Origin of the sequence: Streptomyces sp. NBC_00878, assembly GCF_026341515.1 — a bacterium.
Classification (GTDB): Bacteria; Actinomycetota; Actinomycetes; order Streptomycetales; family Streptomycetaceae; genus Streptomyces.
Genome location: NZ_JAPEOK010000001.1, coordinates 8,676,634 through 8,698,423, shown reverse-complemented (window position 1 = coordinate 8,698,423; position 21,790 = coordinate 8,676,634). Strand labels below are relative to the sequence as shown.

Genomic DNA, 21,790 nt, shown 5'->3' with positions numbered 1-21,790 from the left:
TACGGCCCCCTCCGGTCAGGACACAGCCCGGTTGCGCAGCAGAGCGTCGAGCGAATCCAGGGTCCAGGCCCAGGATTCCTGCGAGTCGACGGCGGTGTGGCTGAAGCCTCCGGCCAGCTCCAGGCTGACGTAGCCGTGGAAGACGCTGCCCAGCATCCGGACCGCGTGTGTCTGGTCCGGCTCCGTCAGGTCGTAGCCGCGCAGGATCGCCCGTGTCATCTGTGCGTGCCGTACCCCGGCGCCGGCGGCCGCCGTCTCGGGGTCGAGCCTGAGGCGGGCGGCGGCGTAGCGGCCGGGGTGCTCCCGGGCGTAGTCGCGGTAGGCGTCCGCGAAGGCGGCCAGGGCATCCTTGCCGGCCCGCCCGGCCAGGGCGTCGGCGGCCCGGTCGGCGAGTTCCTCCAGTGCGAACAGGGCGATCCTGGTCTTGAGGTCCTGGGAACTCTTCAGGTGCGAGTACAGACTCGCGACCTTGACGTCGAACCGCCGGGCGAGCGCCGAGACGGTCACCTGGTCGAAGCCGACCTCGTCGGCCAGTTCCGCTCCCGCCCAGGTCAGGCGCTCCGGCGTCAGTCCCGCTCGAACCATAACGTTCCTCTCATTCAGCGAAAGCTATTATGCATTTGCCTAATGCCTTTAGGCAAATTAGCCTGCCGCTCATGAACTCGCTGACCGAGCAAGAGATCCGTACCGCGTTCGTGAACTGCACCAAGGGCGAGGTGAAGCGGCTGCCCGTCCCCCGCCACCTGGCCGAGCGGCCCTGGGACGACCTGGACTTCCTGGGCTGGCGCGACCCCCAGGCCCCCGACCGCGCCTACCTCGCCGCCGAGCTGGAGGGCCGTCCGTCGCGAAACTCACCGCGTTCATCGCCAAGGTCGCCGCGTGAAGCAGTCGGCCACGCACACCCCACCTGCCGTACGGGATGTGCGCCGGGATGCGCTGCCGGACGCGTTGCCGGGATGCGCTGCTGAGAAGCACCGCGGCACCCCTTCGTACCCTTCGAACCCTTCGAACCTTTCGAACGAACCCGCAGACACCCCGCACAACACGAGAACCCCGCCCCCACCAGGCCGGTGGGAACGGGGTCCGAACTCAGTGGAACCGTCAGCCGATCTGCGTACCCGTGGCGGACAGCGCCTCGGTCACCGGCTGGAAGAAGGTCTCCCCGCCGGAGGTGCAGTCACCGCTGCCGCCGGACGTGAGTCCGATCGCGCTGCTCCCCGAGAAGAGCGACCCGCCACTGTCACCGGGCTCGGCGCAGACGTCGGTCTGGATGAGCCCGTTCACGATGTCGCCGTTGCCGTAGTTCACGGTGGCGTCCAGTCCGGTCACCGATCCGTCGTGCACCTGGGTGGTGGACCCGCTGCGGGTGACCTCCATCCCGACGGTCGCCTCGGCCGCACCCGTGATCGCCTGAGCGGAACCGTTGTAGAGGTTCACCTCGCTCGGGTGGTCCACGTCCGCGGTGTACTTCACCAGGCCGTAGTCGTTGCCGGGGAAGCTGGAGTCCGCGTTCGAGCCGATCTCGGTGCCGGACGGGTCGGACCAGGTGGTGATCCCCTCGGTGCAGTGCCCGGCGGTGAGGAAGAACGGCTCGCCGCCCTTGACCACGTTGAAGCCGAGGGAGCAGCGGCCGCCGTCACCGGTGATGGCGTCACCGCCGGCGACGAAGGGCTTGAACTCCCCCTTCGTGCGCTTGAGTTCGGCGGTGCCGCCGAGCCCGTCGACGACCTTGGTCAGCTTGGTCAGCTCGGCACCGGCGACCGTACGGTCCGCGGTGACGACGACCTTGTTGGTCGCCGGGTCGACCGCCCATGCGGTGCCGGGGATGGTCGCGTCCTGCTTCAGGGTCGTACGGGCGCCCTTCAGCTCGGCGAGGGAGTTCTCGACGATTCTGGCCTTGGCGCCGGCCGACTCGACGGTTTCGGCCGCGGCCTTGTCGAGCACGTTGACGACGAGGCTCTTCGCCTTTGCGTCGTAGTACGTTCCCGCCGCGTCCGCGCCGAGGTCCTTGCCGAGCGTCGAGGCGAGCTTTCCGGCCGCCGTGACCGAGAGGATCTTGAGTTCGGGAGCGGGCGCGGCCTCACTCGCGTTCGCACTCTGCAAGGTGACTCCCGCGACGACCAGTGCGGCGATGCCCGCACCCGCCACGGCGACCCGCCGCTTGGGTATGCGTCGGTGCTTCAACTTGTGTCCTCCTGTGGGGGGTCGGACGCGGCGGCTGTGGGGGCCATCGCGACCGAAAGACGTGCGGGCATGGGCCCGACTCACAAAAAAAGCCGCGTCCATGCCAACGGACGCCGACCACTATCCCGAGGTCGGACGGGAGCACACAAGGTCGACTTCAGGACGCGCACCCCACAACGGACGCGCGCCCCCTCACGGTTGACGCGCGTTGACAAGTCGCTGTCACACCACGTTGATCCCCATCGCAAACACTACGAGCGAGTAATGAACGGCGGACCGTAAGGTCTAGTCCTGTCCGGATTTCGACCCTCCGAAGTCCGGATCCAACGGTGTCTCGACGGGCGGAAGTTGCTCCTGCACCGATTGCTGCCACTGCGCCAACAGCTGTTGCGCCTGCGCCGACAGCTCCTGTGGCTGGATCGGACGCTGCTGCGCCTCGGGCAACGACGGCTGCGTCTGAGCCGTCCGGTCCGACGGCTGCCCCACCTGAGGCGCGGGGGGCGCGGGAGGCGCCGCCTGCTGCGCCGGCTGTTGCTGTACCGGCTGCTGCGCCCGCTCCAGGAAGCGCAGCAGCTCGACGGGGAAGGGCAGCACGAGCGTGGAGTTCTTCTCGGCCGCGACCGCCACCACCGTCTGCAGCAGCCGCAGTTGCAGCGCGGCGGGCTGCTCGGACATCACTCCGGCGGCCTCCGCCAGCTTCTTGGAGGCCTGCAGTTCGGCGTCCGCGTTGATGACCCGGGCCCGCCGCTCGCGGTCGGCCTCCGCCTGCCGGGCCATGGACCGCTTCATCGTCTCCGGCAGCGACACGTCCTTGATCTCGACGCGGTCGATGGAGACACCCCATTCCACGGCCGGACTGTCGATCATCAGCTCCAGGCCCTGGTTGAGCTTCTCGCGGTTGGAGAGCAGATCGTCCAGCTCGCTCTTGCCGATGATCGACCGCAGTGACGTCTGCGCCATCTGCGAGACCGCGAACCGGTAGTCCTCGACCTGGATGACCGCGTCGGCGGCGGACACCACCTTGAAGTAGATGACAGCGTCCACTCGCACCGTGACGTTGTCCCGCGTGATGCCGTCCTGCCCGGGCACCGGCATCGTCACGATCTGCATGTTGACCTTCTGGAGCCGGTCCACGAAGGGCACGATCATGGTGAATCCCGGACCACGCACCCCGGATCGCAGCTTGCCGAGCCGGAGCACCACGCCCCGTTCGTACTGTTTGACGACGCGGGCCGCCGCCATCGCGTACACCGCTCCGACGGACACGAGGGCCACTCCCGCCGTCACCAGCTCCTCGACCATTACGACCCCCAGGGTCCGTATCGAGCGCAATAGGTGTGTACTTCGACGGTAACTCCGGCGCGCACGCGAAGGGGAGATGGAGGACCGAGGTGCCGAACGGGATACGGATGCGGGACGGACGACTGCTGGCGTTCGAGGAGTGGGGGGACCCGGACGGCAGCCCGGTGGTACTGCTGCACGGCACACCGGGCTGCCGGCTCGGGGTGGTACCGCCGGAGCTGATGGCCGAGCGTCCCGGGGCGCGGTTCATCGCGTACGACCGGCCGGGGTACGGGGATTCGGACCGCGGTCCCGGACGCCGGGTGGCGCAGGCCGCGCGGGACGTGGCGGCGCTGGCCGACGCGCTCGGGCTCGGGAGGTTCGCGGTGCTCGGCCGCTCGGGCGGTGCCCCGCACGCGCTGGCCTGCGCGGCGCTGCTGCCCTCGCGGGTGCGCCGGGTGGCGGCGATGGCGAGTCTCGCGCCGCCTGTCGCCGAGACGCTGAACTGGTTCGACGGGATGGCGACGTCCACCGTCGAGGAGTTCACGCAGGCGCTCACCGACCCCCTGGAATTCGCGGACCGGCTCGCCGCCCGGGCCGCCGCGATCCGCGCGGACCCGGCACAGCTCCTCGCGTCGATCAGGGACGGCCTCACCGACACCGACCGCCGGATCGTCTCCACTCCGGCCGTGAGCGAGATGCTGCTGCGCAACTACCGTGAGGCACTGCGCGAGTCGGCCTACGGCTGGCTCGACGACACCCTCGCGCTGCTGAGCCACTGGGGCTTCGACCCTGCGCGGATCACCCGCCCCGTGCTGCTGTGGCACGGCGCCGAGGACACCTTCTCCCCGGTGGGCCACTTCGAGTGGCTGGCCGAGCACATCCCCCGCGCCCGCCCGGTCCTGGACCCGAAGGGCAGCCACTTCTCAGCTCTGGAGGCCCTCCCGGACGTACTGGACTGGCTGTGCGCGACACCACGGACCGACACCTGACCCGGGCCACCGCCTCACGCCCCGAACCAACTCACGCCCCGAAACCACTTCACGCTCCGGGCGGCCACCTCACACTCCGGGCCCCACTATGAGCCCGCTTCCCGCGGTCCCCGGCCGCTCCAGCCGTGCCCCGCGCATCAGGTCCATCACCCGCTCATGGCTGTCGCCCACGGCGTCCGTCACCCGCAGCCGAAGCCGCAGCTCGTCGATCTCGTCGATCTCGTCGACGAACCGCTGGGTGTACGCGCCGTGGGGCGCGGCCTCGTACCCGGTGGCGCCCGGCAGGGGGAAGCCCGCGCCGACGAACATCTGCCGGTAGTGCTTGCCGTGCACGAGCCTCACCGCGGCGAGCTCCCTCAGCAGCCCGCGTGGTCGGTCCAGGCCCCGGGAGCCCCGTCGTGCGGCCCGAGTTGGTACTCCACCCGCTCCACCACGGCGTGCTTCGGAAGCCACTTCCCTGTTCCCCCGGTCGTTCTCGTGCACCCGGGCGATCCCGCACGGCCAAGGACGAGCCCCCGCACCGCGAACGGCGGGCGGGGGCTCGTCTGCTGCTGGCTGCAGTCAGGTCACGCGGGTGTCGATGTGTCGCGTACCGGTCAGAATACGCTGACGCCGTAGGCGGCCAGCGCCTCGGTGACCGGCTGGAAGAACGTGGTGCCGCCGGAGGTGCAGTTGCCGCTGCCGCCGGAGGTCAGACCGTAGGCGACGCCGTTGCTGCCGTAGAGCGAACCGCCGGAGTCGCCGGGCTCGGCGCAGACGTTGGTCTGGATCATGCCGTAGACGATGTCGCCGCCGCCGTAGTTCACGGTCGCGTTGAGGGCGGTGACGCGTCCGGTGCGGGTGCCGGTGGTGGAACCGGTGCGGATGACGTTCGTGCCCACGGCCGGGGTGGCGGCGCTGGTGATGTTCACGCTGCCCGCGGTGCCTTCCTTGGCGACCGTGGTGTTGGTGTAGCGCACCAGACCGTAGTCGTTGGTCGGGAAGCTGGAGCCGGCCGTCGTGCCGAGGGTGGTGGTGTGCCCGGAGTTCGACCACCAGGTACCGGCGCCGTCGGTGCAGTGACCGGCGGTCACGAAGTAGTCGGCTCCCGCGCTGTTCTTGACATTGAAGCCGAGCGAGCAGCGCCAGCTACTCGCATAGATAGCGTCGCCGCCCTTGATCAGCTTGTTGAACTTGCCCGGGGTGGACTTGATCTGCAGGGCGCCGGCGTTGGTGCCCGCGGCCTGCTTGATCTGGGCGATCTCCGCCTTGGAGACGGTGCTGTCGACCGTGACCACGACCTTGCCGGTCTTGGCGTCGGTCACCCATGCGGTGCCCGGCACATCGGCCTTGAGCACCGAAGAGCTGGCGCTCTTCAGCTGGGAGGTGCTGAACGTCTGCGCGTCGCTCGCGTTCGCGGAAGGGATGGTGAATGCGGCTGCGGCCATGAGTCCGGAGGCCACTGCGATCAGCCGGGTCCGTCTCGCGATACCGCTGCGGGGGGTAGTGCGCTTGGTCCTCACTGTTCATTCCCTCCAAAGGGAAGTCGGGGGCCCGCGTGGGGTCGGGGCCCGTGAGGCGCACGCCAGAGGAAGAATGCCCGGATACCGGACACGCCGTGCCCCTGACAAGGCGCTGGGGGGAGTATTCGACCGCACACCCGACGGGCGCAAGGGCGCCTTTCGGCCGTACGGCGTTCAACTTACGTATGTCCCGTGGGAGTTGATCTCATCGGCGCCGATGTGTGGATTGCGTGCGGATTATCGGAGCAGATCGCGCTCCCCCGCGGCAATCGCCGCGCCGAGCGTATTGCCCGGCGGCGGAAATGGGCAGATGAAGTGGTCGGCGAATGCGCAGGGCGGGAGCAGGGACCGGTTGAGGTCCACCGTCGTGCGCCCCTCGGCGTCCGGAGCCGCCGTGCGCAGGAACCGGAAACGATAACTGCCGTTCCCACTGGTCGCATCGCCGAAAACAGCCCACAGCGAGCCGTCCGCCTGGACCGCCACCTGAAGCGTCAGGTCCTGCCCGTCGAGCCGGAAGGCGAGTTCACCGCCGAGCCCGAGCCCGCGCTCCCGCCCGTCGGCGTTCGCCACGCGCACGGTCCGGTCCTCCTCGTACGGTATGAAGCGGCCCGGCACCGACCAGCGCGGATCGTACGGCGTGGCCTCGATGCCCCGGAACTCGTGCCGGGCCGGGGAGGCGGGGTCGAAGTCGCGTACGCCCCAGACCCCTTCGCGTACGAGGACGGCGAACCGGCGTTCGGCGTACGCGACCCGGGCCTCGGCGGCCGGACCCGGGTCGGCCCCGAGCCGGACCTCACCGGTGAAGGGCCGTCCGTCCACGAGGAGGCCGTCGGCCGCCGCGGCGGTCAGCACGACCGCGTCGCCGTCCGCGGCCCACCGGCCGGGCATGTCCGGAAGGCGCCCCTCCGGATAGTCCTCGATCCAGTGCGTGCCACTGAGAGCGAGCGGGCCGTGGGGCGCGGACACCGTCTCGACGCGGTGCTCGTGCCAGTGCTTCCAGTCCTCGGAGGCTTCCGCCGCCCCGTGTTCGACCGCCCCGTGTTCGACCGCGCCGTGTTCGACCGCGCCGTGTTCCGTCGTCACGTGTTCCGTCGTCATGTGATCAACCCTTCCACACGGGCTCCGGCAGCCCGAGGTGTGAGCGCAGTGTCGTTCCGGTGTATTTCGTCCGGAACGCGCCCCGCTCCTGGAGGAGCGGTACGACCCGGTCCACGAACTCGTCGAGGCCGCCCGGCGTCAGATGCGGCACGAGGATGAAGCCGTCGGCCGCGTCGGTCCGTACGAACTCGTCGATCTCGGCGGCGACCGCACCGGGAGTGCCGATGAAGGACTGCCGGCCGGACGCCTCGATCACGGTCTGCCGGATGGACAGGCCCTTCTCGCGCGACAGGGCCCGCCACTTCGCGGCCACCGCGAACGGGTCGGCGACCCGCACCCTGCCCTGGACGAGTCCGGTGTCCGGCACCGGGTCGACGTCGGGGAGGGGGCCGTCGGGGTCGTACGAGGAGAGGTCGACGCCCCAGATCTGCTCCAGGGCGAGGAGCGCGTTCTGCGGCGAGACCTGCTGCCGCCTGACCTCGGCGGCCTTCTCCTGTGCCTCGGCGGCGGTGTCGCCGAGCACGAAGGTGACCCCGGGCATGATCTTCAGGTCTTCGGGAGCACGGCCGTACCGGGCGAGGCGGCCCTTCACATCGGCGTAGAACTCGCGCCCCGCCTCCAGGCTTCCGTGCCGCGTGAAGATGACGTCGGCGGCCGACGCGGCGAACTCGCGGCCCTCCGGCGAGTCCCCGGCCTGGATGACGACCGGGTGGCCCTGCGGCGAGCGCGGGACGGTGAACTCGCCCGCGATGTCGAAGTGTTGGCCGCGATGGGCGAAGGGACGCGAGACTCCGTCCGGTGTCCAGGAGTCCCACAACTCCCGTGCGACCTCGACGAATTCGGCGGCACGCGAGTACCGGTCCGCCCGGTCGAGAAAACCACCGCGCCGGAAGTTCTCGCCGGTGAAGGCGTCGGAGGACGTCACCACGTTCCAGGCGGCGCGGCCCCCGCTGAGGTGGTCCAACGTGGCGAGCCTGCGGGCGAGTTCGTACGGTTCGTTGAAGGTCGCGTTGACCGTGGCGGCGAGCCCGAGCCGCTCGGTGACGGCGGCGAGCGCGTTCAGTACGGTGATCGACTCGGGCCGTCCGACCACGTCCAGGTCGTGGATGCGCCCCTTGCGCTCGCGCAGCCGCAGCCCCTCGGCGAGGAAGAAGAAGTCGAACAGCCCTCGTTCGGCGGTGCGCGCGAGATGCTCGAAGGACGCGAAGTCGATCTGCGACTTCGACCGCGGATCGGCCCAGACGGTGGTGCTGTTGACACCGGGGAAGTGCGCGGCCAGATGAAGGTGCTTGTCGGGCGGCTTCCGGCCGCGGGACTTACGGCCAGGCGTGGGTGCGGTCATGACGCTCCCCCTGTCACGGTTGTCCCGGCTGTCTCGGTTGTCCCGGCTGTCATGGCGTACTGGTTGGCGGGGCGGGCCAGGCCCAGGTGCTCGCGGAGCGTGCTGCCCGGGTAGAAGGTGCGGAAGAGTCCGCGGTGCTGGAGCACCGCCACCGTGCCGTTGACCAGGCGTTCCAGGTCGCGGCGCGGTTCGAGGGGTGTGAGGTGGAAGCCGTCGACGGCGCCGGTCCCGTGCCAGACGACGATCAGTTCGGCGAGGTCGACGGGGCCGCCGCGGTACAGCGGGCCCTGCGCGGTCTGCCGTGGGCCGCCCCCGCCGTGGCCCGGCTCGGCCGCGCGCTCGCCGTCACCGAGGTCGACGGTGAGGGCCGCGAGCACGCGCAGCTCGTCCGGATCGCGGCCGTGCGCGAGGGCCAGAGCATGCAACTCGGCGCGTACGGCGGCGACTTGTGCGGGGTTCACACCCTGGACCAGCGCCACGTCGGCGTGCCGGGCGGCGGCCTCACGGGCGTGCCGGTCCGTGGCGTCGACGACCCGCACCGGATGCCCCTGCGGTGGCCGCGGCACGATCGACGGTCCGCGTACGGAGAAGGAGGCGCCCTCGAAGTCGACGTAGTGCAGCTTGTCGCGGTCGATGAAGCGGCCGGTCGTCTCGTCGCGTATCTCGGCGTCGTCCTCCCAGCTGTCCCACAACCGGCAGGCCACGTCGGCGACTTGGCCCGCCTCGTGCCACAGCGTGTCGGCGGGGGCGGCATGCCGTCGGCCGAAAAGGCGGGCCTCGCCCTCGGTCGTCGACACATCGACCCGCCAGCCTGCGCGGCCACGGCTGACCCAGTCGAGGGTGGCCACGGCCGCCTGGACCTGGAACGGCTCGGTGTGGGTGGTCGTGACGGTCGGCACCAGACCGATCCGCGCGGTGGCGGGCGCGACCCGCGACAGCACGGCGAGCGCGTCGGGCCCGGGCCGCGCGAAGGAGTCGCCGAGCGTCACGAAGTCGAGCCCGCCGCGCTCCGCGAGCCCCGCCAACTCGACGTATCCGGAGGCGTCGCAGGCCGCCTCCTGATCGACGGCGGCGGCCAGGTGCAGGAGCCCCCGGCCGTTCGGTGGCGTCATGGGAGAGAACCTTTCTGGGCTACTTCCGTTGGAGGAACTCCCGGCCGCCGCGGCAGGTCGCCGCGGCGACGGGGAACGGCGGTTTCCTAGATCTTCGGCAGACCCGGCGGGTTGATCTCCGACTTCGGCACGGCCTCGCTCGACAGGCCCCAGCGCTTGAGCACACGCTCGTAACTGCCGTCCTCGATCACGTGGTCGAGGGCCGCCGCGTACGCGTCGACGAGCCCGCTGCCCTTCTTCGTGGTGGCGGCGATCTTGCCCTGGAGGCCGTCCCCGGCACCGGAGAGCGTGCCCACGACGATCGACTGCTTCGCGGTGGCCACGTGGTAGGCGGCGGAGGGGCTGGGGCCCAGGTAGGCGTCGATACGGCCCGACTGGAGAGCGAGGTAGTAGTCCGTGTCCTTCTGGAAGTACTTGATGTCGACGGGCTTGCGGCCCGCCTTCTCGTTCTGCTTGCTCCAGTCGACGAGGATCTTCTCCTGGTTGGTGCCGGAGCTGACCGCGATCGTCTTGCCCGCGACGTCCTCGGGACCCTGGATCTTCCAGTCGGTGCCCTTCTTCGCCTCGAACGCGATGTTGTCGAGGCGGTAGGTCGCGAAGTCGTACTTCTCCTTGCGCTCCTCGGTGACCGTGACGTTCGAGAAGACGGCGTCGAACTTGCCGCTGTCGAGGCCGACGAAGAGGTTCTCCCAGGAGACCTCCTCGTTGTCGAGCTTCAGGCCGAGGGTGTCGGCGACGAGGGTCGCGAGGTCGATCTCGGAGCCGATTCTGGTCTTGTCGTCGGTCGCGTAGAAGCCGAGTGGCGGCGAGGCGTCGGCGCTCTGGCCGAGCTTCAGCGTGCCGCGCTTGCGGATGTCCGCCGGGACGAGCGAGGCGATCTCGTCGACCTTCTTGGCGCGGATCCGGTTCTGCTCCGGGCCGATGTTGACGCCGCCGGCCTGCTTGGTCCCGGAGGTGCCCGTCCCGGTCGCCGCGTCGCTGTCACCGCCGCAGGCGCTGAGCAGCGGGGCGACGACGAGGGCGACGACGGAGGCGGCGAGGGTGCGTCGGGATATCACGGATGAACTCCTGAAATGAGAAGGGACGGACAAGGGACAAACAGGGGTGGGGAGTTGGGGAGAGAGAAGGCTCAGGGGACCTCGGAGAGATCAGAGAACCTTGGAGAGGAAAGCGCGGGTGCGCTCGTGCCGCGGCCGGTCGAGTACGTCACCGGGGGTGCCCTGTTCGACGATGCGGCCGTCGTCCATGAAGACGACGGTGTCGGCGACCTCGCGGGCGAAGCCGATCTCGTGCGTGACGACGATCATCGTGGTGTCCTGGTGGGCCAAGTCCTTGATGACGTCGAGGACTTCACCGACCAGCTCCGGGTCGAGCGCGGACGTCGGCTCGTCGAAGAGCAGCAGCTTCGGCTCCAGGGCGAGCGCGCGGGCGATGGCCACGCTCCCCCAGTGCCTTAAGGGCCTGGGGGTACCCCCAGCTGCTGTCCGCCGGAGAGCTGCTTCGGGTAGGCGTCGGCCTTGTCGGCGAGTCCGACCCGGTCGAGCAGCCCGCGCGCGGTCACGGTGACGTCCTTGCGGGGCCGCTTCAGCGCGGAGACCGGGGCCTCGACAACGTTCTCCAGCACCGTGAGATGCGGGAAGAGGTTGAAGTTCTGGAAGACGAACCCGATCCGGGTGCGCTGTCGGAGGATCTCCCGCTCGCGCAGCTCGTACAGCCTGTCGCCGGAGCGCCGGTATCCGACCAGCGATCCGTCCACGCTGATCCAGCCCTGGTCGACCTTCTCCAGGTGGTTGATGGTGCGCAGCAGCGTGGACTTGCCCGAGCCGGACGGGCCGAGAATGACGGTGACTTCACCGGCCCGCACCTCCAGGTCGACGCCCTTGAGGACTTCGAGCGTGCCGAAGCTCTTGTGCACGGACTTGATGTCGACCATGGGAGAGAGGGGAGAGGCCGTGGGGACGGCGGCGGTCGCCCCGTCCGCGGCGCGCGGCACGCTCATCGGGTGCTTCCCTTCGCGAAGTGCCGTTCGACGTAGTGCTGGAGGACCGAGAGCGCGGTGGTCAGGAGGATGTACCAGGCGGTCGCGACCATGAGCAGCGGTACGACCCGGCCGTTGCGGCCGTAGATGACCTGGACCTGGTAGAAGAGTTCGCCGATCGCCATGACGGAGACGATCGAGGTGCCCTTGAAGAGGGAGATCACCTCGTTGGCGGCGTTCGGCAGGATGGAGCGCATCGCCTGCGGCAGCACGATCCGCCGGATCTGCCGGAGCCTGGGGATGCCGAGCGCGGCGGCCGCCTCCAACTGCCCGCTGTCGACGGCCAGTACGCCACCGCGCACGATCTCCGCGGCGTACGCGGCCTGGTGCAGGGCCAGCCCCAGCACCGCCGCGCTCATCGCGCCGACCAGACCCATCGTGTCGAAGGAGAAGAAGCCGGGCCCGAAGGGGATACCGAACTCCAACTCCTTGTAGAGATAGGCGAGGTTGAACCAGAAGAGCAGCTGCACGATCAGCGGGATCGACCGGAACGCCCAGATGTACGCGAAGGAGACGGCCTTCAGGAACGGGCTCGCCGACAGCCGCATGAACGCGAGGACGATACCGAGGGCGAAGCCCAACGCCGTTCCGTAGAAGGTGAGTTGAAGCGTGACCCAGACCGCCTTGAGGATCACCTCGGCGGTGAAGAACTCGACGAACACCTCCCACTCCCAGCCGGGGTTGGTGGCGAGCCCGTGGGCGAACTGGGCGAGCAGCACGGCGGTCACGACCACCGCTGCCCAGCGCCAGGGATGGCGTACGGGCACCACCTTGAGCGCGCCGTAGTCCTCGGGCTCGGCGGATGTTCTGGCAAGGGGTGGATCACTGGTCAGCGACATGGGAGTCCTCTGGTCCTCTGGGCGCGAGAAATGCGCGGGGGTGTGGTGACGCGGAGCGTGGCTACGCGGGATGTGGCAACACGGGTGCGGTGACGCGAGGCGTGGTTACGCGGCGGCGCTACAGGACAGCGCGCGCAGAAAGGCCAGCGCGGCACGCGCCGTGGCGTCGTTCTGCCGGAAGGCGGGCCCTCCGGTGCGCGGCCGGGTGAACGCGCCGGAGCCCCGGGCGTCGGTGTGCGGCCCGAGCGCGAAGCGCCGGGGATGCGGGGTGCCGGAGCGGTCGAGGACGCGCCCGTCGGCGGGGTCCACGGCGAGCAGCCCCTCGGGCGTGGCCGCGGCTCCTTCGGCGTGCAGCTCGCGCAGCAGCGAGTCGCGGGTCCGCTCGACCGTGGGGTGCGGCAGCCGCGCCTCGACGAGTGCCCGCGCCTCGACGTACTCCCCCGGCACGGTGGCGCTCCCGGCCCGGAAGACGCCGTCCGCGGCCGTCACGGTCATGTCGGCGCCCAGGAACCTGAGCACTCCGGCCCGGGACAGGGCGAGCATCTGCCGCAGCCGCGGTCCGGGCGGCCCGGACGCCAGATAGCTGAAGAAGCCGTGCCACCAGGACCCGATGTCACCGAGCCGCACCAACTGCCCGTAGACGGAGAGGAGTCCGAAGAAGACGGCCAGATCCGGGCTGTGCGCGGAATCATGACGCCGGGTCAGATCCCCCTCGATGTAGGCCCGCAGACCATCCTGGAGTGCGTCGTACGAGGCATGATGCACCCCGTCCAGCGGACGGTCGAGCGCGGACAGGTCGAGCCGGTCGGCGGGATCGGGCACGGCCGAGGCGACCAGGCCCTGGATCTCGGCGCTGTCACCGGCCGCGTACTTCTCCTCGAAGTCCGCCCAGGCCATGCCCGTGCGCTCGGGGTGCACCGTGAACAGCCGGTGGTAGTGCGCGAAGCCCAGTTCCTTCTCGACGAGCGGCCACACGTCCCGCCGGAAGTCGAAGCCTTCGGGACGCGCGAGCAGTGCGTCCACCTCGCCCGGCCCGAAGAACCGTGGCAGCGGCGGCCGTTCACCGGTCAGGTCGTAGCCGATCTTCGAGTGGTACGGGACCCCGCGCCGCGACCCGACGTGCAGCACGGGCTCGCGCCCGGACGCCCGGTACGTCAACTCCCCGTCCGGGCCCGGCTCGTAGCGCCCGCCACGCTCTTCCGTGAGCAGCACCATCAGGTCGACGAAGGCGAGCCCGAAACCGCGTACGAGCACCGGTTCGCCCGGCGCGAGCGCGGACAGGTCGCTGTCGGCGGTGAAGTCCGGCGGCAGGTGGACGAGGTCGTGGGCGCGGGCGTACGCGGCCAACTCGCGCTGTTCATCGTCGAGTTCGGCGTCCAGATGGCCGAGTGTGAGGACGACCAGGTCGGCGAGGAGCGGGCGCGGCCGGCCCTCCAGCCACACCTGCTGGCGCCCCTCGCGCGGACCCCCGACCCGCAGGGCACGGCGGGGGTGATGGTGGACGCGGACACCCGGCGGCAGCGCGGCGACGGTCCGCTCAAAGACCCAGCGCAGGTACGTGCCCTGCCGTTGCCGGTCCGCGAAGACACGGCCGTCCAGTGCGGCCCACTCGTGCAGCGTGGGGCCCCCGCGCACCGGCCCGGCCATGTCGACCGTCTCGTCGGTGAACATCGTGACGTCCTGGGCCTCGGAGTTCATCCACAGCAGCGGTGGCTGCGCCTCGCGCCAGATCCGGCCACCGCCCGGCGGAAAGGGATCGACGAGATGAATGTCGAGCCCCGCTGCGGCCTGCTCCGAACCGGCCTGCCTCGAAACGGTCTGCGCCGAAACGGCATGCCTCGGACCGGTCTGCCCCGAACCGTCGTACAGCTCGGGCATGTTGGCGGCGATCCGCTCCAGGAGTCCGGTCCCCCGCGGCCCGGCTCCCACAATGACGATCGACGGCCTCACCGGGAGCCCGCCCGGGACACACGAAGGGTCGGACTGAGGGTGGTGAGACCGGGACGGCGCCACGGGACGATGGGCAAGGGCACCGCGACTTCCGGCGCGGCCACCTTGGTAAGGGTCTGCGAGGACATGCGAAGGCTCCGTGATACGTCGAGTCGAACACGGGTGGTGCCTTCACACAGGTCACGCGAATCACGCGGACGCCACGAGGACGTCGTACGGCGTGCACGGCCGAGCCCCTCAGCAGGGCCGTCCACCGAGAGTACGGGGGCGTTTCCCCTCGGTGTCAAGGCTGTCCACACTGTGAGCGATACGTCTCACGTCAGTTGACGCCAAACCGGATGCCTGTTCCACTTGCTCTCATGCATTCGCAGCAGTGGCTGGTCACGCGCTCCCACATCGACTTCGGTCGAGTGTGGTCCTCGTCCTGTTGAGCTGACCCCCTGCGCGCCCGAGCCCTTCATGGGCGGGCGCCTTAAGCGTTTCCCACCTTTCTCCACGCCTTCACACGCGCACTCCTCCCCTCGCGCTTCTCCTGTTCTCTTCTTTCTCTCTTCTTTTTCTCTTCTTTCTGTTCATCTCGCCTGCTCCCCTTCCCCTCTCCAGGGGGAAGGGGAGCAGCCTCCTCCTGGAGAGGAGAGTCAGCCGCTGCAACCGCAATCGCATCCGCACCCGTCACAGCAATTGCCGCAGCAGTTACAGCTGTCGCAGCAGTCGCTGCAGTCGTCGCACCGCTGCCAGAATCCCTCCTTGCGCTCCCCGCTCCACGGGTCGTCGTAGTCGCAGCAGCACAGCTGGCACGTACAGGCCAGGCCCATCCACACGGCGCAGCCCGCGAGGAGTCCGCGCCGGTCACGGCGTGGCGGCTCGGGAGGCGGCGGCGGACCGCCGGGCCCGGACGGCGCGTACGGATTGCCGGGAGGCGGCCCGTACAACTCGGCCTGGTGGTGCGAGCACGCGGCGGTGCCGAAGGCCCGGTCCACCGCGTTCCGCAGCTCATGGGCGAGCAGCACATGCGCCAGCTTCGCGTCCGCGAATTCCGCCTCCCGCAGCGCGAGCCGTATCCCGTGCAGCGCGTCGTCGGCGAGCCGCCGGGCCTCCAGGAGGGACGTACCAGTGACGGTCAGGGGATTCCAGGCGCCCGACGCGGCGTCAGTTTCCCTGTCCTCCACGGCGTCCAGGAGGTGGGCGAGCCGTCCGAAGAGCCGGCCGGCCTCGGCGAGCGGTTCCGCGTTGCCGGGCCGCCCGGCCAGGATCGCGGTGTGCGCGAAGGCCGCGGCGGTCGCGGTCTCGGTCGGTTCGGTGACGGTCAGCAGCGGGGTGCCGGGCCCGGCGAGCGCCTCGATGCCCACCTGCCGGTCGACGGCGTCGACCAGCACGGCGGTGTCGAAGCCGACGTCGGAACCGGTCCGGGCACCCGCCCGCCCCCAGTTCGTGGCGACGCGGCGGGCCGCGAGCGCCACCGGCCGGCGGGCCAACAGCCCGTCCCCGTCGGCCACGTGGTCGCGCACCTTCGCCGAGGCGAGCACCAGCGAGACGGCGGCGGCGAGACGGGCTCCCTCACCCTGAGCGACCGAGGCACTCCGCATTCCGCGCAATGGACAGGGCCCGGCCGTGCGCCGCCATCCTGTGGCCCGTTCCGCCTGAGCCTCCGTCAGAACGGATATCAGCAAGCCGTCATAGTTCGTGACGACCCGCGCGAACTGCCCGTGATCCCCGCGCAGTGCGAGACACAGCCCGCACAAATGCGCCATCCATTGGGTTTTGAGTCTTTCTCCAAGCCGATGGCGGCAGGGTCTGACGATTCCGAACACGATGATCCCCCCGATGTGTGCAGGACGTTGAGCTGCGGCATCGTACCGATCACCCCGTTCACCCATATGCCCTAGTCGTCACCCGTCCGCCGTGAAGAATCATATTTCACTCTCAGTCAGCAGCGGTGTACGGCACGACCCTTGGGGTACGCGGGCTCTCGACGAATTCGCTGTGCACCAGTACCGTCACGAAACCCCCGCGCGGCGTCTATCCCCTTGGCGCGACATCCGCATCATGCACGACCATGGGGATGCGGAGAAAAGAAACACCGCTGTGAGAGGAGGCGTCCATGGGATCGGTGCGCAAGGCGAGTGCCTGGCTTGGCCTCGTCGACGACAACGATGACGAGCGTTACTACGACGACGACAACTACGCCGAAGGGTCCGAGACCGGGGCCAGAGATGCCTGGGTCACGGATCCGCGCGTGAAGGTGGCGTCGGACGCGGCCGAGGACAAGGGCCGCCGGATCGGCACGGTCACCCCGGACAGCTTCCGGGACGCCCGTGGCATCGGCGAGCTCTTCCGCGACGGCGTCCCCGTCATCATGAACCTCACGGCCATGGAGGCCGCCGACGCCAAGCGCGTCGTCGACTTCGCGGCCGGCCTGATCTTCGGCCTGCGCGGCTCGATCGAGCGCGTGTCGAACCGGGTTTTCCTACTGACCCCCGCCGACACCGAGATCGTCAGCGGGGAGCCCGTCGGCCGTCGGCCGGACGGTTTCTTCAACCAGAGCTGAGCAGGGCCGCTCACCGGGGCCACTTCTTGGCGTCGCGGTAGGAATGGTCCTACCGGAACGCGTCGAGACCGGTGAGCGCCTTGCCCAGTACCAACTGGTGCATTTCGACGGTGCCCTCGTAGGTCAGCACCGATTCGAGATTCGTGGCATGCCGCATGACGGGGTATTCGAGCGAGATCCCGTTGGCGCCGAGAATCGTGCGTGCCGTACGGCAGATGTCGATCGCTTCTCGTACGTTGTTGAGCTTGCCGAAACTGACCTGCTCGGGACGGAGCCGTCCCGCGTCCATGCGCCGCCCCAGGTGATGGGCGAGCAGAATCCCCTTGTGCAGTTCGACCGCCATGTCGGCGAGCTTGGCCTGGGTGAGCTGGAAGCCGCCGATGGGCCGTCCGAACTGCTCGCGCGTCTTCGCGTACTCGACCGCAGCCTCGAAACTCGACCGCGCGGCGCCCATCGCGCCCCACACGATTCCGTACCGGGCGTGCGACAGACAGCTGAGCGGCCCCTTGAGCCCGGTGACCTGGGGCAGCACAGCGTCCGCGGGCAGCCGAACCTCATCGAGGACCAGTTCACTGGTGACCGAGGCGCGCAGCGACCACTTGTGCTTGATCTCGGGCGCGGAGAACCCGGGCCGGTCGGTAGGCACGACGAACCCCCGGATCCCGTCATCGGTCTGAGCCCACACAACGGCCACGCCCGCCACGGACCCGTTGGTGATCCACATCTTCCGCCCGGTGAGCACCCAGTCCGAACCGTCCCGCTTTGCGTACGTCCGCATGCCTCCGGGATCGGACCCGTGATCGGGCTCGGTGAGCCCGAAGCACCCGATGACCTCACCGGCGGCCATCCGCGGCAGCCACGCCTGCTTCTGCTCCTCGCTCCCGAAGCGGTGGATGGCGTACATCGCCAGCGATCCCTGCACGGAGACGAGCGACCGGATCCCGGAGTCGGCGGCCTCCAGCTCCAGACAGGCAAGCCCGTACTGCACGGCGGAGGCCCCGGCACACCCGTACCCGTCGAGCGACATCCCCAGCGCGCCGATCTCCCCCAACTCCCGCGCCAGCTCCCGAATCCCGGGCAGTTCCCCCTTCTCGTACCACTCGGCGACATAGGGCAGCACCCGATCAGCCGCCCAGTCACGCACGGTCCCCCGAACCGCCAGATCCTCCGCGCTCAACAGGTCATCGATACCGAGGAGGTCGGCGGGATCGAAGGGGGGCAGCTTCGAGGAGGGGGAAGGAGAGGAAGAGGAAGAGGAAGAGGAGGAGGAAGCGGACACGGCGGGGCCTCCGGTACGAAAAACTAGCACTGTTAATCACGGACGAAGTCAGACGCTACGACGCACCGCAACACACGTCCAGAACCACGGCACCTTACGTGGAGGGGCGAGGCCCGGGGCTCACCCAGGGAGCTTCACCCGGCACGAGCCCGCAGCCGCCGGCGGTGCGGTGCCCCCGCGGGAAACCCGTACGGGATGAGCGGGCTGAACGGGCGGTGCGTGGGCGGGAGAGAGTCTTGGGCCCGGGCCACAACGAACCCCTCAGCCGACAGACTCCACCCGCAGCGAGACCTCCGCCTCCCGCGCCTCCAGCGCGTCCCGAGGCGCCGGCAGCTCGACCCCGGCCCCACACTCCATGACCCGAGGCAACCGCAGAGCCATCACAGCCCCCAGCAACAACAACCCCACACTCACCAGCAACGTCACATGCAGCCCATGCACGAACGCATGCCGAGCAGCGTGCCGCAACGCCTCCCCCGGCCCCCCGCCAAGCCCCGCAGCGACCTCGTACGCCTCCCCCAACGAGTGCCCCGCCGCAGCCGACTCCGCAGCGGACACCCCGGGAACGGACGCCAGCCCGGGCGCGTACGAGGCGTTCATCACGCTCCCGAGGAGCGCGATCCCGATCCCCGCCCCGAGCTGGTACGACGTCTCCCCGATCGCCGCCGCCCCACCGGCCTGCTCCTGCGGAGCCTCGCTCAGCATCGACTCGTACGCCCCGAAGAGCGTCACCTCCAGCCCGAACCCCAGCAGCAGGAACCCGGACAGCAGCAGTGGAGCGTTGTCATGGCTGCCCATCCCGGTCAGCATGGCGACCGCCGCGGCGGTGAGGCAGAACCCGGAACAGACCATGGTCCGCGGCCCGAACCGCTGGAGCATCTTCGCCCCGACAAGACCCGCGGCCATCGCGGCGACGGTGAGCGGCAGCAGCCGCAGCCCGGTCTCCAGCGGAGAGAGGCGCAGTACGAGCTGGAGATACTGCGCGGCGATCAGCTCAAGACCGACGAGCGCGAGCATCGCGAGCACGATGCACCCGACGGACGTACTGAACGCGGGCCGCGCGAACATCTTCAGATCGACCAGCGGATGCCGACGCCGCCGCTGTCGCCATACGAAGAGGACGAGGAGCCCGGCGCCCACGACGAGCGGCAGCGCCGTGAAGACGCTCAGCGGGGCCTCCCCGGCGCCGAGCCGCTTCACGCCGAGAACGACGCCGAAGAGGCCCGCCGCGGCCATCAGCGCGCCGACGACGTCCCACGGGCCGTGGCCGTCACCGGTCGACTCGGGCAGCAGCAGCCGCCCGACGGGCAGGCTGACGAGCATCAGCGGGATGTTGATGAGGAAGACCGAGCCCCACCAGAAGTGTTCGAGCAGGAACCCGCCGAGCAGGGGGCCGACGGCCGCGCCCACCGCGGCGACGGCGCTCCAGACGCCGATCGCGAGCGCCCGTTCGTGCCGGTCGGGAAAGACCTGCCGCAGGATGGACAACGTCGCGGGCATGATCATCGCGCCGCCGACACCGAGCAGGGCGCGCGCCGCGATGAGCACCTGGGCGCTGTCCGCGAAGGCCGCGATGGCGGACGCGACGCCGAAGAGGGCGTACCCGAGGAGCAGGACGCGCCTGCGGCCGATGCGGTCACCCAGCGTGCCGAAGAGAATCAGCAGCGAGGCGCAGACCAGCGGGTAGATGTCGACGATCCAGAGCAGCTCTATCGCGCCGGGTGTGAGGTCCTCGGTGACGGCGGGCACGGCGACGTGCAGCACGGTGGCGTCGACGGCGACCAGCAGCAGACTGACGCAGAGGACGATGAGGACGACCCAGCGGTTTGCACCGGCCCCGGCTTCCCGACGGCAACGCGCAGCGGCCGTGGTCGTCCCGGACATGTACGTACCTCCCAGATGTTCCCTCGCGTTCGGCGGATCCGCTGGGTGGGGACTCCCTGCGGCTGCGGCTCGGGAGGAGCGGTGTCCCGGCCTCTGGGCCCTGTCGTCAAAGTGCCGACTGCCGCGCGATGTCCGGCACGCACACTCGCGGCGTTGCCGGAAGATCCTAGTAGCTCCGCTACGAGACCCTTCCGGCGCCCTGCGATCGCACGCACCGGACACCGCGCGGCTCGCCCTGCGGGCGGCCGACGGCACTTTGACGACAGGGCCCAGCACAAAGGCGAGTGATTCGCCAGAGTACGCGAGTTCCCGCCAATGTCAGGTGGCGGACCTCTCACGTTCCCTTAAGACGCGTGTGGCATGCACCACGCTCCCATGTGTCCGAGCACGCCCCGCGCGGGGCCCCCGGTTCCGGGCGGCGTCGATAATCGAGCCCGTGACCGATCTTGAAACGCCCGTCGTGCCGCCCCGTGCGGGTCCGGGCGGGCGCCGTGCCGCGCCCGCTCTCCTCGGCTACGCGGCGGTGCGCGCGCTGGGCCTGGTGGCGCTGGCCGTATGGAGCGCCGCCCGGGACAAGAGCCCGCACCAGTTGCTCTCGGCCCGCTGGGACTCCCTCTGGTACACGCGGATCGCCGAGTTCGGCTACGGCCACGAGGTGCGCCTGCCCAACGGGGACGTGCACTCGAACCTGGCGTTCTTCCCGCTGCTGCCCTGGCTGGAGCGGGCCGTCGCCGCGGTCACCCCGCTCTCGTACGCGGACGCGGGCCTGCTGGTCAGCGTGCTGGCCTCGCTCGCCGCGGCCTGGGGGATCTTCGCGGTCGCGGACCATGTGTACGGAGGACGGGCCGGGATCTGCGCGGTCCTGCTGTGGGCGGTCCTGCCCGTCGGCATCGTCCAGTCGATGGCGTACAGCGAGTCGCTGTTCACCGCGCTCGCGGCCTGGTCGCTGTACGCGGTCCTGACCGGCCGCTGGCTGACCGCGGGCCTGCTCGCCTCGCTGGCGGGCCTGACCCGCCCGGTGGGCGCCGCGGTGGTCGCGGCCGTGTGGGTGACGGCGATTGCCTCGTTCGTACGGGAACGGGGTGTTCCGGCGCGGGACAGCGCGCTGCGCCTGCGGCGCGCCCTGGCGATGCTGGTCGCGCCCCTCGGCGCCGGGGGCTACGTCCTGTGGGTCGGCCATCGCACGGGGAAGGGCCCGCTGGGCTATCTCGACGTCCAGGCGGGCTGGCGCAACGGCTTTGACGGCGGCTACGCCTTCGCCCGCTTCGTCGCCGACAAGTTCACCTCGTTCCCGTCGGCCCTCGCCGGAACCGCCCTGATCATCGGAGTCGGCCTGCTGATCTGGCTGTACGTGATCTGCGTACGGCAGCGGCAGCCGCTGCCGCTTCTGGTGTACGCGGGGGTCGTCACCGCCCTCGCCCTGTGCGCATCGAGCTATTTCGGCTCGAAACCACGCCTTCTGCTGCCCGCCTTCCCCCTGCTGCTGCCCCTCGCCCTGGCTCTGGCCCGGCTGCGAACCTCCAGGTCGGCGTGGGTGCTGGGCGGTGTGGCGTTGGCTTCGGCGGCGTACGGCGCCTTCTGGCTGAACGGCTCCGGTCCACCATGAACACCCGATGTCGCGGGTGAGCAGCCGGAGACGCCCACGCAAGCATTCGGTGAACGAATTCAAAAGCACCATAAAACTTCACATTGGAATGATCAATCGAATGGAAGGAAGAGCGCACGAGGCATTCCATAATCC

General features: G+C 69.8%; 17 protein-coding genes and 2 pseudogenes. 4 read left to right on the top strand and 15 right to left on the bottom strand.

Features of this window, described 5'->3' with window-relative positions; translation table 11 throughout:
- Positions 1 to 15: 15 nt before the first annotated feature.
- Entirely contained in the window at positions 16 to 585 is a 570-nt protein-coding gene (locus tag OHA11_RS37735) for a TetR/AcrR family transcriptional regulator (protein ID WP_266504031.1), read from the bottom strand.
- Between the two features lie 71 nt (positions 586 to 656).
- Between OHA11_RS37735 and OHA11_RS37730 the strand changes: the two are divergent.
- Positions 657 to 842: pseudogene (locus tag OHA11_RS37730) on the top strand (FBP domain-containing protein); the annotation flags it as partial.
- Between the two features lie 259 nt (positions 843 to 1,101).
- On the opposite strand, the gene OHA11_RS37725 reads toward OHA11_RS37730, so the two are convergent.
- Both OHA11_RS37725 and OHA11_RS37720 read right to left on the bottom strand, forming a co-directional pair.
- Entirely contained in the window at positions 1,102 to 2,184 is a 1,083-nt protein-coding gene (locus tag OHA11_RS37725; RefSeq protein ID WP_266504028.1) for a S1 family peptidase, read from the bottom strand.
- Positions 2,185 to 2,469: 285 nt separating this feature from the next.
- Positions 2,470 to 3,486, bottom strand: a complete 1,017-nt coding sequence (locus tag OHA11_RS37720) for a slipin family protein (protein ID WP_266504026.1) — start codon at positions 3,484 to 3,486, stop codon at positions 2,470 to 2,472.
- Between the two features lie 89 nt (positions 3,487 to 3,575).
- Here OHA11_RS37720 and OHA11_RS37715 point away from each other — a divergent pair, with 89 nt between their 5' ends.
- The gene (locus OHA11_RS37715; protein ID WP_266504025.1) at positions 3,576 to 4,457 is read left to right on the top strand and encodes an alpha/beta fold hydrolase; all 882 of its coding nucleotides are present in this window, start codon (positions 3,576 to 3,578) and stop codon (positions 4,455 to 4,457) included.
- Between the two features lie 69 nt (positions 4,458 to 4,526).
- Here the strand turns inward: OHA11_RS37715 and OHA11_RS37710 are convergent, their stop codons facing one another.
- The 10 genes and pseudogenes from OHA11_RS37710 to OHA11_RS37665 form a co-directional block, all read right to left on the bottom strand.
- Positions 4,527 to 4,799, bottom strand: a complete 273-nt coding sequence (locus tag OHA11_RS37710) for a hypothetical protein (protein ID WP_266504023.1) — start codon at positions 4,797 to 4,799, stop codon at positions 4,527 to 4,529.
- A 254-nt stretch (positions 4,800 to 5,053) separates the two neighbouring features.
- Positions 5,054 to 5,959, bottom strand: coding sequence for a S1 family peptidase (locus OHA11_RS37705; protein ID WP_266504022.1), 906 nt, complete (start codon positions 5,957 to 5,959; stop codon positions 5,054 to 5,056).
- Positions 5,960 to 6,196: 237 nt separating this feature from the next.
- Positions 6,197 to 7,057 (bottom strand): DUF1684 domain-containing protein, encoded by an 861-nt coding sequence (locus tag OHA11_RS37700; protein WP_266504021.1) that lies wholly within the window; start codon positions 7,055 to 7,057, stop codon positions 6,197 to 6,199.
- A 4-nt stretch (positions 7,058 to 7,061) separates the two neighbouring features.
- Positions 7,062 to 8,399 carry an NtaA/DmoA family FMN-dependent monooxygenase gene (locus OHA11_RS37695; protein WP_266504019.1) on the bottom strand — a complete coding sequence of 446 codons (1,338 nt, stop codon included), beginning with the start codon at positions 8,397 to 8,399 and terminating at the stop codon, positions 7,062 to 7,064.
- A complete protein-coding gene (locus OHA11_RS37690) occupies positions 8,396 to 9,511 on the bottom strand; it encodes an LLM class flavin-dependent oxidoreductase (RefSeq protein WP_266504017.1) in 1,116 nt (371 codons plus the stop codon). Before OHA11_RS37690 ends, OHA11_RS37695 begins: the two co-directional genes overlap by 4 nt.
- A gap of 86 nt (positions 9,512 to 9,597) precedes the next feature.
- A complete protein-coding gene (locus OHA11_RS37685) occupies positions 9,598 to 10,569 on the bottom strand; it encodes an ABC transporter substrate-binding protein (protein WP_266504015.1) in 972 nt (323 codons plus the stop codon).
- Between the two features lie 90 nt (positions 10,570 to 10,659).
- Positions 10,660 to 11,444, bottom strand: a pseudogene (locus tag OHA11_RS37680) (amino acid ABC transporter ATP-binding protein).
- 62 nt (positions 11,445 to 11,506) lie between these two features.
- Entirely contained in the window at positions 11,507 to 12,388 is an 882-nt protein-coding gene (locus tag OHA11_RS37675; RefSeq protein WP_266504014.1) for an amino acid ABC transporter permease, read from the bottom strand.
- A 105-nt stretch (positions 12,389 to 12,493) separates the two neighbouring features.
- Positions 12,494 to 14,338: an FAD/NAD(P)-binding domain-containing protein gene (locus OHA11_RS37670; protein ID WP_266504012.1), complete on the bottom strand. Its 1,845-nt coding sequence runs from the start codon at positions 14,336 to 14,338 to the stop codon at positions 12,494 to 12,496.
- A gap of 638 nt (positions 14,339 to 14,976) precedes the next feature.
- A complete protein-coding gene (locus OHA11_RS37665) occupies positions 14,977 to 16,149 on the bottom strand; it encodes a DUF5685 family protein (protein ID WP_266504010.1) in 1,173 nt (390 codons plus the stop codon).
- 290 nt (positions 16,150 to 16,439) lie between these two features.
- On the opposite strand from OHA11_RS37665, the gene OHA11_RS37660 reads away from it, so the two are divergent.
- Positions 16,440 to 16,886 (top strand): cell division protein SepF, encoded by a 447-nt coding sequence (locus OHA11_RS37660; RefSeq protein WP_266504008.1) that lies wholly within the window; start codon positions 16,440 to 16,442, stop codon positions 16,884 to 16,886.
- A 49-nt stretch (positions 16,887 to 16,935) separates the two neighbouring features.
- Here the strand turns inward: OHA11_RS37660 and OHA11_RS37655 are convergent, their stop codons facing one another.
- Together OHA11_RS37655 and OHA11_RS37650 are read right to left on the bottom strand one after the other, a co-directional pair.
- On the bottom strand, positions 16,936 to 18,108 hold the full coding sequence (locus tag OHA11_RS37655; RefSeq protein ID WP_266507731.1) for an acyl-CoA dehydrogenase family protein: 1,173 nt from the start codon (positions 18,106 to 18,108) through the stop codon (positions 16,936 to 16,938).
- Positions 18,109 to 18,426: 318 nt separating this feature from the next.
- The gene (locus OHA11_RS37650; RefSeq protein ID WP_266504007.1) at positions 18,427 to 20,049 is read right to left on the bottom strand and encodes an MFS transporter; all 1,623 of its coding nucleotides are present in this window, start codon (positions 20,047 to 20,049) and stop codon (positions 18,427 to 18,429) included.
- A 436-nt stretch (positions 20,050 to 20,485) separates the two neighbouring features.
- Between OHA11_RS37650 and OHA11_RS37645 the strand changes: the two genes are divergently transcribed.
- Positions 20,486 to 21,655: a glycosyltransferase family 39 protein gene (locus OHA11_RS37645; protein ID WP_266504005.1), complete on the top strand. Its 1,170-nt coding sequence runs from the start codon at positions 20,486 to 20,488 to the stop codon at positions 21,653 to 21,655.
- Positions 21,656 to 21,790: the final 135 nt, after the last annotated feature.

Excerpts from the sequence above, each read along its gene's own strand:
- OHA11_RS37735 (WP_266504031.1), bottom strand. The coding sequence starts at position 585 with ATGGTTCGAGCGGGACTGACGCCGGAGCGCCTGACCTGGGCGGGAGCG.
- OHA11_RS37720 (WP_266504026.1), bottom strand. The coding sequence starts at position 3,486 with ATGGTCGAGGAGCTGGTGACGGCGGGAGTGGCCCTCGTGTCCGTCGGA.
- OHA11_RS37700 (WP_266504021.1), bottom strand. The coding sequence starts at position 7,057 with ATGACGACGGAACACGTGACGACGGAACACGGCGCGGTCGAACACGGC.
- OHA11_RS37695 (WP_266504019.1), bottom strand. The coding sequence starts at position 8,399 with ATGACCGCACCCACGCCTGGCCGTAAGTCCCGCGGCCGGAAGCCGCCC.
- OHA11_RS37690 (WP_266504017.1), bottom strand. The coding sequence starts at position 9,511 with ATGACGCCACCGAACGGCCGGGGGCTCCTGCACCTGGCCGCCGCCGTC.
- OHA11_RS37675 (WP_266504014.1), bottom strand. The coding sequence starts at position 12,388 with ATGTCGCTGACCAGTGATCCACCCCTTGCCAGAACATCCGCCGAGCCC.
- OHA11_RS37660 (WP_266504008.1), top strand. The coding sequence starts at position 16,440 with ATGGGATCGGTGCGCAAGGCGAGTGCCTGGCTTGGCCTCGTCGACGAC.
- OHA11_RS37650 (WP_266504007.1), bottom strand. The coding sequence starts at position 20,049 with ATGTCCGGGACGACCACGGCCGCTGCGCGTTGCCGTCGGGAAGCCGGG.